Source organism: Mailhella massiliensis, assembly GCF_020741395.1.
GTDB lineage: Bacteria > Desulfobacterota > Desulfovibrionia > Desulfovibrionales > Desulfovibrionaceae > Mailhella > Mailhella massiliensis_A.
Window position 1 is genome coordinate 1 of the sequence record NZ_DYZA01000139.1, and the last position, 14,294, is coordinate 14,294.

Below are 14,294 nucleotides of genomic sequence, written 5' to 3' on the forward strand. Positions count from 1 at the left end.
GTGGAGCTGAAGAAAAAACGCAGAGGCAAGGCACGTCGGGCGTACAGAAGCGAAAGACAGCTCTCCATTTCCCGCGGGATGCAGGCAAAGCGGATGCTGTCTTTCTCCCGGAGCCCGGCAGAGACGGCTCTTTACCGGAGAATATCGCGCTCCCGCCTTCCTCTCCCTTTTTTCCGTCACATCCGATATTCTCCTGAGCGACGGCAAAGAAGAAACGCATCGCAAGCGCGGCGCGCCTTGACCTTGTTCCCTGCCCGTGGTACTGTACAAGCAATTTAGAACGGCAGTTTTTCTGTGGTTCTTTCAAACGCATAGGGCAGGCATGGATTTGGATGAAGGATCCGGGAGAGGCCACCTGTGGTGGAGCCGAAGGGGCTGCGAGAACTCTCAGGCAAAAGGACCGGTTCTGGACAAACTCTGGAAAGCAGCGCTGCACCAATGAGGCAATCCGCAAGGCGGAGAATCTTTCAGGTTAGTAACAGAGGCACAGATGGCGAAGTCGTTCGTTGTCTGTGCCTCTTTTTTATTCCCCCTTTTCCGAGGAGAAGGCCCATGGAGCTGAAAACCCCTCTTTACGATGTCCACATCGCGGAAGGCGGCAAAATCGTACCCTTTGCCGGCTATCTGCTCCCCGTACAGTACGGGAGCGGCGTCATCAAGGAACACATGGCCGTACGGCAGGCGGCCGGCCTGTTCGACGTGTCCCACATGGGAGAAATCCGTTTTTCCGGACCTTCTGCGCTGGAAACGCTGAACCGCCTGCTCACCAACGACTTCACGAACATGCCCGTGGGCAAGGTGCGCTACAGCATCATGTGCAATGAAAAAGGCGGCGTCATCGACGACCTCATCATCTACAAATTCGGAGAGGAGGAATACCTTGCCGTAGTCAACGCGGCCAACCGCCACAAGGACTACGCCCACATGGCTGCGAACCTTCTTCCCGGTACAATGGCTGAGGACATTTCCGATTCCGTGGCCCAGCTTGCCCTTCAGGGCCCGGCCTCTCCCGCCATTCTCGCAAAGCTTCTCCCCGAAGACGCCATGCCGAAAAAATACTACACCGCCGTGCGCGATATTTCCATAAACGGCATGGCCTGCATGATCTCCCGTACGGGCTACACCGGTGAGGCAGGTTATGAAATCTACACTGCACCGGAAAACGCCGTCCCGCTCTGGAAGCTGCTGCGCGAAGCGGGAAAGGAGGAAGGGCTCATCCCCTGCGGGCTCGGCGCACGCGACACTCTGCGCCTTGAGGCCGCCATGCCCCTGTACGGTCACGAAATGGATGAAGAGATCACCCCCCTTGAGGCCGGGCTTGCCTTCGGGGTGAAGATGGACAAGCCGGACTTCATCGGCAGATCCGCCCTGGTGGAGGCGGGAGAGCCTTCCCGCGTGCGCGTAGGCCTCGTCATGACGGGCAGAGGCATCGCGCGCGAGCATCAGGATGTGTATCTCGGGAATACGCTCATCGGCGCGACCACCTCGGGCACACACTGCCCCGCCGTGGGCAAGGCCGTGGCCATGGCCCTTGTGAAAGCTTCGCACAGCGCCCCGGGCACCGTGGTTGAGGTGGACATACGCGGCCGCCGTGTGAGCGCCGAAATCGTCCCCCTGCCCTTCTACAAACGCTGAACCTCGTCCTGTTCCCGCAACGCCAACCATTTATCCCACTGGAGAGCACCATGTCCAACATTCCCGCCGAACTCAAGTACACCGCTTCCCATGAATGGATCAAAACCGAAGGCGACCTCTACGTCATCGGCCTTACCGACTTTGCTCAGAGCGCCCTCGGCGACATTGTGTTCATCGAACTTCCGCAGGAAGGCGACGCCGTGACCATGGGCGAGTCCTTCGCCGACGTGGAATCCGTGAAGGCCGTCTCCGGCGTGTTCAGCCCCGTATCCGGCACCGTGGCCGCCGTGAACGAAGCCCTTACCGAAAACCCCGCCCTGCTCAACGAAGCGCCCTACGATGCCTGGCTCATTAAGGTTTCCGGTGCGGAGAGCGTGGGCGAACTCCTCGACGCCGCAGGCTATGAGGCCGTGTGCAAGGCCGAGGAGGCGTAGCATGGGAAGCTACATTCCCGCAACCGGAGAAGAAAGAAAGGCCATGCTTGCCTCGCTCGGCCTTTCTTCCATGGAAGAGCTTTTTCAGGTAGTGCCCGACGAAGCGCGCGTTCATGAACTGAACCTGCCCGAAGGCCTGAGTGAAATGGAAGTTGCGCGGAAGGTGGGCTCCCTTGCGGAAAAGAATGTGCGCTTCCGCAGTGTGTTCCGCGGTGCGGGTGCATACCGCCACTTCATTCCCTCCATCGTGAAGACGGTGACTTCCAAGGAGGAATTCGTCACGGCCTACACACCCTATCAGGCGGAAATCAGCCAAGGTGTGCTGCAATCCATCTTTGAATATCAGACGCAGATATGCGAGCTCACCGGCATGGACGTGTCCAACGCATCCGTGTACGACGGGGCCGTGGCCGCGGCCGAGGCCTGCCTCATGTGCCTGGAGCGGCGCAGAAACGGCGTCATTCTCGCGGGCACGGCCGACCCTCAGGTGCGCGAAGTGGTGGAAACCTACTGTGAAAGCCGGAGCGTACCCGTCACCGTGCTTCCCTCCTCCGGTGGGACCACCCGCGTGAATGACCTGCGCGCCGCGCTTTCGGAAGGCACGGCCTGCGTTTATGTACAGAGCCCCAACTACTACGGCGTGCTGGAAGACATGGACGCCATCACGGCTGCGGCGCACGAAGCCGGAGCAAGGGTCGTCATGGGCGCGAACCCCATTTCTCTCGGAATTCTGAAAACTCCCGGGGAATACGGAGCCGACATAGCCGTGGGCGAAGGGCAGCCTCTCGGCATGCCTCTCGGCTTCGGCGGGCCTTATCTCGGCTTCATGGCCTGCAAAAAGGAACTCATGCGCCGCCTGCCCGGCCGCATCGTGGGCGAAACGACGGATGGGGAAGGACGCCGCTGCTTCGTGCTCACCCTTCAGGCCCGCGAGCAGCACATACGCCGCGAAAAGGCATCCTCCAACATCTGTTCCAACGAAGCCCTCTGCGCCATGACGGCTTCGGTCTACCTCGCGGCCATGGGGCCGCAGGGGCTTGCCCGCGTGGCGGAAAATTCCGCTGCCCATGCCCATTATCTGGCAAAAGAACTCTCCTCCGTGCCCGGGTTCTCCCTGCGTCATCACGGGGAATTCTTCCATGAATTTCTCACGGATTGCCCCATGGACCCGGAGCTTCTCTGCAAGAAGCTGGCAGAGCGGGGCATACTCGGCGGCCTGCCCGTGGAAGGCGGCATTCTGTGGTGCTGCACCGAGCTTTGCACCAGAAGCGACATGGATGAACTCGTCACCGCCATCCGGGAGGTATGCGCACAATGAAACTCCTTTTTGAAAGAAGCCGCCCCGGGCGCTGCGAAAGCCTCATCCCCGCCTGCGACGTGGAAAAGGCGCAGTTTTCTTCTTCCCGGCTGCGCGCCGCCGCTCCCCGCCTGCCGGAAATGGCGGAAGTGGATCTCGGCCGCCACTATACGGAACTCGCCTCCCAGACGCACGGCGTGAACAAGGGCTTCTACCCCCTGGGTTCCTGCACCATGAAGTACAACCCCAGGGTGAACGAGGAAATGGCCGCCCTGCCGGGCTTTACCGATATACACCCCCTCCAGCCGGAAGAAAGCGCCCAGGGCTGCCTTGAAACGCTTTATGAGGCGGAAAGGCTGCTTTGTGAAATCACCGGCATGGACGGCATGACTTTTCAGCCCGCCGCCGGGGCGCACGGCGAATACACCGGCCTTCTGCTCATCCGCCGCTATCATCAGTCAAGGGGGGATACGGCGCGTACGAAGATCATCGTGCCCGATTCCGCCCACGGCACCAATCCCGCCTCCGCCACCATGGCGGGCTTCACCGTAGTTTCCGTACCCTCCAACGCCGAAGGCGGCGTGGACATTGAGGCGCTCAAAAAGGCCGTGGGGCCGGATACGGCCGGGCTCATGCTCACCAACCCCAACACCGTGGGCCTGTTCGATCCCCATATTCTCGATATCACGCGCATCGTGCACGAGGCAGGGGGCCTCTGCTACTACGACGGCGCGAACCTCAACGCCGTCATGGGCCATGCCCGCCCCGGCGACATGGGCTTCGACTGCGTGCACCTCAATCTGCACAAAACCTTCTCCACGCCCCACGGCGGCGGCGGGCCGGGCTGCGGCCCGGCGGGCTGCAAGGCCTTTCTCGAACCCTTCCTGCCCGGCCCCCGCGTACGGAAGAAAGAAGACCGCTTCATGTTCTTCAGGCCGGAACAAAGCATGGGCAGGGTGCGTTCCTTCTACGGCAACTTCCTTGTAGCCGTGAAGGCGCTCACCTATATCCTCACCCTGGGGCGCGAGGGGATTCCTGAAGCTTCGGCCGTGGCCGTGCTCAACGCCAACTACCTCATGAAGAAGCTCGCCGACCACTACGATATGGCCTACGATACGCTCTGCATGCATGAATTCGTCATGTCGCTGGAAAAGCAGAAGAACGAAATGGGCGTCTCCGCCATGGACGTGGCGAAATCGCTCCTGGACTACGGCATCCATCCGCCGACCATGTACTTCCCGCTCATCGTGCACGAAGCTCTCATGGTGGAGCCGACGGAGACCGAAAGCCCCGAAACGCTGGACAACGCGGCGGATGCCTTCATCGCCATTCTGGAACAGGCGAAAAAGGATGCCGCATACCTGCACGGCGCCCCGCACCGCTGCCCCATCGGCAGGCCGGATGAAGTGCGCGCCGCGCGCACGCCCGTGCTGCGTTATGATTTCGGACAGGGATAATCCCTGAGAAAAAAACGGCGCGCTGCAGTAAAAAAAGGCCCGGCCCCGGACGTACCTGCGTTCCGACCGGGCCTTGCTGCTTCCGGTACCGCCACGATGCACAGGAGAAGCCCTCTTCCGCCTTTCTTCTGCACATTTTTCCGATCCGGCCATGTCTCTCCCCCCCATGTCGCAGGGGCTGTTCAACCTCTCACAAAAAAAGCATGGATGCCCTTCCCGGAGAGCAGGCTGCTCTGCTTTCCCCGAAGAAGCCGCCTGCGGGGAAAGGCTTCCATACGCCTCTTGCGAAGCACCTTGAAAAGGGCTATATTGATTCTTTGTTTTTCCTTCAATCTAACAACATGAACGCGATGAGCACTCAGCCGGCCCTCACCGGGAGCCATTACACGAAGAAAAACGCCGCAAAAACGCATGCCCCGGCACGCTCCTGCGGCCTTGGCGCGCACCCTGCATCCACAGCGCTCTTCGTCCGCATCCATGTTGTTGCCATGCCCGCGAAGCTCCGCCTGAAAGAAGTAAAGGCAGAGAACAACCTCGCGCAGGCATGGTATACGGAAGGGAACCGTATCATGTCACACCAAGAGGGGCAGCCTGTCCACCGGGAGCAAGGCTGCCCCTCTCATGTTCTTTTCGGCGCGGGCGCGCCCTGCGGACACGGAGGCGGAGCGGGCTCCCGCTTTCTCTTCCCCGCTTTGCCCGCCCTTCACTGCATATTCACACCCCAACACCCCTCAGGGAGGAATTTCTCATGAATCTTGTCTACACCGGAAAAACCAAGAACGTGTACGCTCTGGACAACGGCAACTATCTTCTGAAGTTCAAGGACGACTGCACCGGCAAGGACGGCGTGTTCGATCCCGGCGAAAACTCCGTAGGCCTCACCATCGAAGGCGTGGGCGACGTCAACCTCCGCATGTCCATCTACTTCTTCGAAAAGATCAACGCCGCCGGCATCAAGACCCACTATGTGAACGCCAACCTCGCCGATACCACCATGGAAGTGCTCCCCGCCAAGGTCTTCGGCAAGGGGCTTGAAGTCATCTGCCGTCTCAAGGCCGTGGGCAGCTTCCTGCGCCGCTACAGCGACTATGTGGAATCCGGGGCCGACCTTCCCGCCTATGTGGAAACCACCTTCAAGAACGACGACCTCGGCGATCCTCTGGTCACCAAGGACGGTCTCGTGGTACTCGGCGTCATGACGGAACAGCAGTATGAAGATATCAAGGACATGACGCAGAAGATCACCCGCATCGTGGCCGACGACCTCGCCGAAAAGGGCCTTACCCTCTACGATATCAAATTCGAATACGGCTACGACGCCGACGGCAAAGTCATGCTCATCGATGAAATCGCCTCCGGCAACATGCGCGTGTACAAGGACGGCGAGTACATCGACCCCATGACGCTCTCCAAGCTCTTCTTCGCGTAGGAGCTAAAGAACCATGGGAGGATTCTTCGGAGCCATTTCTCAAGAGGACTGCGTCCTGGACATATTCTTCGGCGTGGACTACCACTCCCACCTCGGCACACGCCGGGGCGGCATGGCCATCTACGACCCGAAGCTCGGGTTCCAGCGTCAGATTCACGATATTGAGAACACCCCCTTCCGGACCAAGTTCGAGAAGGATTTGTCCGAGTTCCAGGGATGCAGCGGCATAGGCTGCATCAGCGATATCGACCCGCAGCCTCTTCTGGTGCGCTCCCATCTGGGACTGTACGCCATATGCACCGTCGGCATCATCAATAACGCCGAACAGCTGGTGCGCGAGTACTTTTCCGACCACGGCCATCAGTTCATGGCCACAGGCTCCGGCAAGGTCAACCCTACGGAGCTGGTGGCTGCGCTCATCAATCAAGAAGACGATATCGTCGCAGGCATACGCCACGCTCAGGACACCATCGAAGGCTCCATGACCATTCTGCTTCTCACGGAGAAAGCCATTATCACCGCAAGAGACAGGATGGGCAGGCTGCCTGTGCACATCGGCAGGAGCCGCACGGGCTACAGCGTATCCTTCGAGTCTTTCGCCTATCACAAGCTGGGCTATGAAGACGCCTATGAGCTCGGCCCCAGCGAAATCGTGCGCATCACGGCCGAAGGGTTCGAAACACTCTCTCCTGCAGAAAAGCCCATGAAAATCTGCGCTTTTCTCTGGACATACTACGGTTACCCCAACTCCAACTACGAAGGGGTGAACGTGGAGCTCATGCGTTACCGCAACGGCGAAATCATGGCGCGCGACGAAGTGGCCCGCGGTACCCTGCCCGACGTGGACCATGTGGCGGGCGTACCCGATTCCGGGACGCCTCACGCCATAGGCTACGCCAACCGCTGCAAGCTGCCCTTCGCACGGCCCTTCGTAAAGTACACGCCCACCTGGCCGCGCTCCTTCATGCCCGCCAACCAGGCCGTGCGCAACCAGGTGGCCAAGATGAAGCAGATTCCCGTGCCGGAGCTCATCCAGGGCAAGAAACTCCTTTTTGTGGACGACTCCATCGTGCGCGGCACGCAGCTTCGGGAAACCGTAGACTTTCTGTTCGCCTCGGGCGCCGGCGAAGTCCACATGCGCTCCGCCTGCCCGCCCATCATGTACAGCTGCAAGTACCTCAACTTCTCCCGCGGCAATTCCGATATGGACCTTCTGGCACGGCGCATCATTCAGGAGCTGGAAGGACACGAGGGCCACAGGCACCTCGAGGAATACGCCGATGCCTCCACCGCCCGCGGCAAGAGCCTGCTCAAGGCCATCTGCCGCAAGATGGGCTTCGACTCGCTGGGCTATCAGTCGCTGGACGGGCTTCTGGAGGCCATCGGCATCGACAGGGAGAAGATCTGCACCTATTGCTGGAATGGAAAAGGATAAGCCATGAACAATTCCCACTCCGCATCCTATGCCGCCGCGGGCGTGAACATCGAAGCCGGCTATGAGGGCGTGCGCCTCATGAAGCGCCATGTCGAGCGCACCATGATCCCCGGCGTAGTGTCCGATATCGGCGGCTTCGGCGGCCTCTTCGAGCCCGACACTGCCGGCATGGCGCGCCCGGTGCTCGTTTCCGGCACCGACGGCGTAGGCACCAAGCAGCGCATCGCCCAGCTCATGGACAAACACGACACCGTGGGCATCGACTGCGTGGCCATGTGTGTGAACGATATCATCTGCTGCGGCGCAAAGCCCCTCTTCTTCCTCGACTACATTGCCATAGGGAAGAATGAACCGGAAAAGGTGGCCACGCTTGTTTCCGGCGTGGCCGAAGGCTGCGTTCAGGCGGGCTGCGCCCTCATCGGCGGCGAAACGGCCGAACATCCCGGAACCATGAAGGCCGACGACTACGACCTCGCGGGCTTTGCTGTGGGCGTGGTGGACAGGGAAAAGATCATCGACCATACAAGCATGCGCGAAGGCGATATCATGCTCGCCCTGCCCTCTTCCGGGCTTCATTCCAACGGCTACTCCCTGGTGCGCAAAGTCTTCGACGTGGAGCACGCGGATCTTCACAGGTACTGCGAAGAACTCGGCACGACGCTGGGCGAGGCTCTGCTCACCCCCACCGTCATCTATGTAAAGGCCGTGCTCGCGGCCATAGCCGCAGCCGAGGTGCACGGCATAAGCCACATCACCGGCGGCGGATTCTATGAGAACATCCCCCGCTGCGTGCCCGACGGGCTTTCGGCAAAAGTGGAAAAGGCCGCCATACGCACCCCGGCCCTATTCCCCATGCTGCAGCGCGAGGGCAATATCCCCGAACGCGACATGTTCAACACCTACAACATGGGCGTGGGCATGACCGTCATCGTCTCGCGCGACACGGCGGACAAGGCCCTCGCCGCGCTGAAAAACGGGGGCTGCGAAGCCTATATCCTTGGAGAAATCGTTTCCGGCGAGGAAAAGGTCGTCCTCGCCTGAGGCAAGGCCGCGCCTGCGCAGGCGGGCGCGGCCCGGCTGTCCCTGCCGACATGCGGCGGCCTGCCCGCTGCAAAGGAATTCGAGAATGGTAAGACGCATCTATGTAGAGAAAAAGCCCGCCCTGCGGCACGAAGCCGGAGCGCTGCTTGCCGAGCTTCGCACCCTGCTCGGCATCTCTTCCCTTGCCGGGCTTCGGCTCATCAACCGCTACGATGTGGAAGGCCTGGATGAAGAAGCCTTCTTTCGCGCGGTGAAGACCGTCTTTTCCGAACCGCAGGTCGACGATGTGAGCGAAGAGCTTCCTGCCGGCGATCATACGGCGTTTGCCGTGGAATACCTGCCCGGCCAGTTCGACCAGAGAGCCGACTCCGCGAGCCAGTGCATCCAGCTCATGACGCAGGGGGAGCGGCCCGCCGTGCGCACGGCGCGCGTCTTCCTGCTCTCAGGAGAACTTTCCGAAAACGATGTGGAAAAAATCAAGCGCTATCTCATCAACCCCGTGGAAGCGCGCGAAGCAAGCCTTGAACGCGTGGAGACCCTGCGCATGGAATACGAGCTGCCCACCGGCGTGAGCCGGGTGGAAGGCTTCACAGCCATGGATGAGGCCGCCCTGAAAGCGCTGCTCGACACGCTGGGCCTTGCCATGGATCTGGACGACCTCAAGTTTCTCCAGGCCCATTTCCGCGATGAGGAAAAGCGTGACCCCACCATCACGGAAGTGCGCGTGGTAGATACCTACTGGTCCGATCACTGCCGCCACACCACCTTTTCCACACATATCGACTCCGCAGAGATTCTGGACGACGAGACCCTTGCGGCCTACAGGCGCTACCTTGCCGCCCGCGTGGAAGTGTACGGCGAAGAAAAGGCGTCCCTCCGTCCTCAGACACTCATGGACATGGCCACCATCGCGGCCAAGGCGTTGAAGAAGCGCGGCCTTCTCGGCAACATGGATCAGAGCGAGGAAATCAACGCCTGCTCCATCCATGTCACGGCCACAGTGGACGGCGAGGAGCAGGACTGGCTGCTCATGTTCAAGAACGAAACGCACAACCATCCCACGGAAATCGAGCCCTTCGGCGGCGCGGCCACCTGCATCGGCGGCTGCATCCGCGATCCGCTCTCCGGCCGCGCCTATGTGTACCAGGCCATGCGCGTCACCGGCTGCGGCGACCCGCGCACTCCTGTTGCCGAGACCATCCCGGGCAAGCTCCCCCAGCGCAAGCTGGCCCAGACCGCCGCGGCAGGCTATTCCTCCTACGGCAACCAGATAGGGCTTGCCACGGGCATGGTTTCCGAAGTCTACCACAAGGGCTATGTGGCCAAGCATCTTGAAGTGGGAGCCGTAGTGGCCGCCGCCCCGGCTGCAAACGTGGTGCGCGAGCGCCCCGCTCCCGGGGACGTAGTCATCCTTCTCGGCGGCCGCACAGGGCGCGACGGCATAGGCGGGGCTACCGGCTCTTCCAAGAGCCACAACCGCAAATCCCTCGTGACCATGGCCTCGGAAGTGCAGAAGGGCAACGCGCCGGAAGAGCGCAAGATACAGCGCCTTTTCCGCGACGGCAACGTCACGCGGCTCATCAAGCGCTGCAACGACTTCGGCGCGGGCGGCGTATCCGTGGCCATAGGCGAGCTCGCCCCCGGCCTGGAAATCCGCCTCGACGCGGTACGCAAGAAATACGAAGGCCTGGACGGCACGGAACTTGCCATTTCCGAATCGCAGGAACGCATGGCCTGCGTGGTGGCCGCAAAGGATGCCGCCGCTTTCATCGCCGCTGCGGAAAAGGAAAACCTGGAAGCCTATCAGGTGGCGGAAGTCACGGCAGCGCCGCGCATGGTCATGAAGTGGCAGGGAAAGACCATAGTGAACCTCTCCCGCGCCTTCCTCGATACCAACGGAGCTTCCAAGCATACCTGCGTGAAGGTTCCCGCCAAGGACCGCACCCTCATGGACGCACCTGCGGCCTCCAGCCTGCGCGGGACTGCCTCCTGCCTGAAATGCGCTTCCCGCCGGGGCCTTGCCGAACGCTTCGACTCCACCATCGGCGCAGGCTCCGTGCTCATGCCCTTCGGCGGTGTGCGTCAGCGCACTCCCGCTCAGGCCATGGCCGCGCTCCTGCCCGTGCTTCCCGGCCAGGAAACCGACGACTGCTCCGTCATGGCCTGGGGCTTCGATGCGGATCAGATGAGCCTTGATCCCTACAGGGGCGCATACCGCTCCGTGGTCAGCTCCGTGGCCCGTCTCGTCGCCGCAGGTTGCGATTACCATAAAGCCTATCTCTCCCTTCAGGAATATTTTGAAAAACTGCGCGATGAGCCGGAACGCTGGGGCAAGCCCTTCTCCGCCCTGCTCGGCGCGCTGGACGCCCAGCTCGGCCTCGGCGTGGCGGCCATAGGCGGCAAGGACTCCATGTCCGGCTCCTTCCTCGACATGGACGTGCCCCCTACCCTCATTTCCTTCGCCATTGCCCCGGCAAAGGCCGGGGACATACTCTCCCCCGAATTCAAGGAAGCGGGGCATCCCGTGTACCTCTTCGCCCCTGAAAGTGAAGAGGCTGAAGCCCTCAAAGCCTGCTGGGACGACGTTGCCGCCCTGAGGGAAAAAGGTGTGGTCAGAGCTGCATGGGCCGTGGAAAACAGCGTGGCGGAAGCTGTGATGAACATGTCCTTCGGCAACGGAACAGGCTTTGCCGCAAGCATTGACGAAGCGTGGTACAAGCCCATGCCCGGGGCCATTGTGGCGGAACTTTCCGAAGAAGCCGCAACAGGCCGCAAGATAGGCTTCACCACTGACGACGGCATGGTCAGCCTCGGTGCGGACATCGCATCCGTGGACGAGCTTCTCGCCCTGAATGAAGGTGTGCTGGAAGGCATTTATCCTAACCGCACGGCAGAGGACGCATCCCCCGTGCCCGTGATCGCTTCGGATAAGGCTCCCGTGGCCGTGCCCCGCGTGGGCGTAGCCAGGCCAAAGGTGCTCATCCCCGTATTCCCGGGCACCAACTGCGAATACGACAGCGCCCGCGCCGTACTCCGCGCAGGGCTTGAGCCTGAAATCATGGTGCTGCGCAACCAGTCCGCCGCAGAAGTCTCGGAATCGGCCGCGCGCTTTGCCCGCTCCGCGCGTGAAAGCCACATCATTTTCGTGCCCGGCGGCTTCTCCGGCGGCGACGAACCGGAAGGTTCCGGCAAGTTCATCACCGCCTTCTTCCGCAACCCCGAAGTAGCGGACGCCACCATGCGCCTGCTCAGGGAACGCGACGGCCTCATGCTCGGCATCTGCAACGGCTTCCAGGCGCTCATCAAGCTCGGTCTCGTGCCCTACGGGGAAATCATCGACACCGACGAGAAATGCCCCACCCTCACCTTCAACGTCATAGGCCGTCACCAGTCGAAGATCACGCGCACCCGCGTCTGCTCCCGCCTCTCTCCGTGGCTGCAGCGCGCGAACGTGGGCGATATCGTTTCCGTTCCCGTTTCCCACGGCGAAGGGCGCTTCCTGTGCGAACCTTCCCTGCTGGAAAAGCTGAGAGCGGGCGGCCAGATCGCCACGCAGTATGTGGACCTTGAAGGGCAGCCCTCCATGGACGTGGACTTCAACCCCAACGGTTCCGTATGGGCCATAGAGGGCATCACCTCGCCCGACGGCCGCGTGCTCGGCAAAATGGGCCATTCCGAACGCACGGGGGCCGGCCTCTACAAGAACGTGCCCGGCGATTACGACCTGCACCTCTTTGAATCGGCCAAAGACTACTTCAGCCTCTAAAAGAAAAGCCGGGGGAGATGCTTCCCCGGCTTTTCTTCCTGTCCGGCCGGGGCGGGCGTCGGCTCCGCCGCCCGCGTAAACAAATACCCTTTCGAGCTTTTTCAGGAGATGCGGCGTTTTTTCCCCTCAAAAAAAGAAGTGATGCACGCCCATGCGCGCCTGTCGGGAATACCGACAAGAAGCGTCCCGTCGCCCTCATCGTGAAGTTCCAGCCTGCGCGGGTACGTTTCCAGGGCTGATACGGAGAGCCCTTCCTTCAAAGCGATGATCCGCTGATTGTCGCTGCCGCGCAGCCCTGCCCCCGTATTGGCCTCTTCTTTATACTCGCCGTCAATGAGCACATCTATATATGGCAGAAGAAGCTCGGCATCAGGGTCTCCGCAAAGTTCCTCATATCTGTTGCCCGTAAAACAGATGACGTTTCCCCTGTGAGGCAGGAGGGAAAGAAAGGCGGCAAGCTGCGGCGCCTGCAGAAAAGGCTCGCCGCCGGAAAGCGTAATTCCGTCAAACACCATTCCGGCACAGCGCCCGGCAAACTCTTCAGGGGAAAACAGCATGGCCGGGCGCAGCGCCTGCCATTCCGGTGCAATACAGCCGGGGCAGCGCCGCTTGCAGCCCTGAACCCATATGCACAGCCGCCTACCGGGCCCAAGGATATCCGTCGCTACCCGATATGCGGCAACATTCAGCATGCCGGCATCCCATGAGAACACGGCTTAAAAACCCATGGGCTCAGGCCCGGCTTCCGTACTCCGCCTTATCCGCTCATCGAGAATCCGGTCACATTCCAAAAGTTTCCTCTCAATGACGACAAGCGCATCCTGCAAATCCGCAGCCGACAATGCTTCCGCCACCTGGAGGTCTTCCTCGATCCACTCCTGCAGCTTTTCCTTCAGCCGCTTTTCTTCATCCTGTACCTTGAGAAAATCGCTTTTCTTCTGCTCCAGTTGCGTCTTCAATGCAGCGATATCCTGGAGAAGGCCTTCATATTCTTTCTCGGCAGCCGCACATTGCGAGCGCAGCCGCTCCTTCAGATCCCTGCCCCTCTCCAGCTCCTCCATGAGCCGTTCCGTCAACCTGTTCTCCGCCAGAAAAAGCTTCATGGCCTTCTCCGGGGCAGGCAATGCCGATGAAAGGCTCTCCAGATGTTCCCTGCATGCCTCCAGCTCTGCTTCCCCCATCGAAGAAAGCCTGCCGATCTCCTCTTCAAGCTGCTTTGAAAGCTTGTCCAGGCGGGCGTACTCCTCGCTCTTCTTCTGATACCGGGCCAGAAGTTCCTCCTGCAGACGGATGCGCTCCTTTAAAGCCTCCTCCTTTTCGGAAAGCTCCCTCAGGCTCTCCTCCAGAGGGTATGGCGTCGCTCCCTGCACGGCATCGGAAGGTCGTGCTTCACGCTGGTCCCGGGCTTCTGACGCCGGATCGGCCAGTCCGCCGGAGCTGGAAAGCTCGGCCTGCGCCTCTTCATGGGAGCCGCTCCGATCCCCTTCATCCTCCTTCTCAGTCTCCACGGGATCATCAAGAAGGAAGTCGTCGTCTTCCTCGTCTGCCCGCAGATCAGAGGGAGGGGCAGCCCTGCCCGGCTCCATCACTTTTTCAAGCCGTATCTCAACCGGAACATCCGCAAGGCAGAGCTGGTCATTTTCACAGGACACGGCCCTGCCTTCCAAATAAAGACGTATGGAAGCCCCGTCAGATATCGCGCCCTCCGTATCGACGCGTATGAGGCCTTTTGAATCTTTTTTCCCCAGCGCCACGAGATAATTACCCGTTTTCAACGCACCGGCATGTATAATATTTCCC

Annotated in this window: 10 protein-coding genes and 1 riboswitch; of the genes, 8 read left to right on the forward strand and 2 right to left on the reverse strand. The window is 60.9% G+C overall.

Going from position 1 to position 14,294, the window contains the following annotated elements; all coding sequences use genetic code 11:
- The first annotated feature begins 332 nt into the window (after window positions 1-332).
- A riboswitch (glycine riboswitch) is annotated at window positions 333-413 on the forward strand.
- Between the two features lie 139 nt (window positions 414-552).
- From gcvT to K8W16_RS06925, 8 genes are all read left to right on the forward strand, one after another.
- Window positions 553-1,635 carry a glycine cleavage system aminomethyltransferase GcvT gene (gcvT, locus tag K8W16_RS06890; protein WP_304122389.1) on the forward strand — a complete coding sequence of 361 codons (1,083 nt, stop codon included), beginning with the start codon at window positions 553-555 and terminating at the stop codon, window positions 1,633-1,635.
- A gap of 50 nt (window positions 1,636-1,685) precedes the next feature.
- Entirely contained in the window at window positions 1,686-2,069 is a 384-nt protein-coding gene (gcvH, locus tag K8W16_RS06895) for a glycine cleavage system protein GcvH (RefSeq protein ID WP_304122391.1), read from the forward strand.
- A gap of 1 nt (window position 2,070) precedes the next feature.
- On the forward strand, window positions 2,071-3,387 hold the full coding sequence (gene gcvPA, locus K8W16_RS06900; protein ID WP_304122393.1) for an aminomethyl-transferring glycine dehydrogenase subunit GcvPA: 1,317 nt from the start codon (window positions 2,071-2,073) through the stop codon (window positions 3,385-3,387).
- On the forward strand, window positions 3,384-4,823 hold the full coding sequence (gcvPB, locus tag K8W16_RS06905) for an aminomethyl-transferring glycine dehydrogenase subunit GcvPB (protein ID WP_304122395.1): 1,440 nt from the start codon (window positions 3,384-3,386) through the stop codon (window positions 4,821-4,823). Before gcvPA ends, gcvPB begins: the two co-directional genes overlap by 4 nt.
- A 748-nt stretch (window positions 4,824-5,571) precedes the next feature.
- Window positions 5,572-6,252 (forward strand): phosphoribosylaminoimidazolesuccinocarboxamide synthase, encoded by a 681-nt coding sequence (locus tag K8W16_RS06910; RefSeq protein WP_304122397.1) that lies wholly within the window; start codon window positions 5,572-5,574, stop codon window positions 6,250-6,252.
- 13 nt (window positions 6,253-6,265) lie between these two features.
- Window positions 6,266-7,687, forward strand: a complete 1,422-nt coding sequence (locus K8W16_RS06915) for an amidophosphoribosyltransferase (protein WP_304122399.1) — start codon at window positions 6,266-6,268, stop codon at window positions 7,685-7,687.
- A 3-nt stretch (window positions 7,688-7,690) separates the two neighbouring features.
- Window positions 7,691-8,728 (forward strand): phosphoribosylformylglycinamidine cyclo-ligase, encoded by a 1,038-nt coding sequence (gene purM / locus K8W16_RS06920; RefSeq protein WP_304122401.1) that lies wholly within the window; start codon window positions 7,691-7,693, stop codon window positions 8,726-8,728.
- 85 nt (window positions 8,729-8,813) lie between these two features.
- Window positions 8,814-12,494, forward strand: coding sequence for a phosphoribosylformylglycinamidine synthase (locus K8W16_RS06925; RefSeq protein ID WP_304122403.1), 3,681 nt, complete (start codon window positions 8,814-8,816; stop codon window positions 12,492-12,494).
- Window positions 12,495-12,595: 101 nt separating this feature from the next.
- Here K8W16_RS06925 and K8W16_RS06930 read toward each other — a convergent pair whose 3' ends face one another.
- Together K8W16_RS06930 and K8W16_RS06935 are read right to left on the reverse strand one after the other, a co-directional pair.
- Window positions 12,596-13,186 (reverse strand): 4Fe-4S single cluster domain-containing protein, encoded by a 591-nt coding sequence (locus tag K8W16_RS06930; RefSeq protein WP_304122404.1) that lies wholly within the window; start codon window positions 13,184-13,186, stop codon window positions 12,596-12,598.
- Window positions 13,187-13,210: 24 nt separating this feature from the next.
- The coding region (locus K8W16_RS06935) for a hypothetical protein (protein WP_304122406.1) at window positions 13,211-14,294 on the reverse strand (1,084 nt) is incomplete at its 5' end.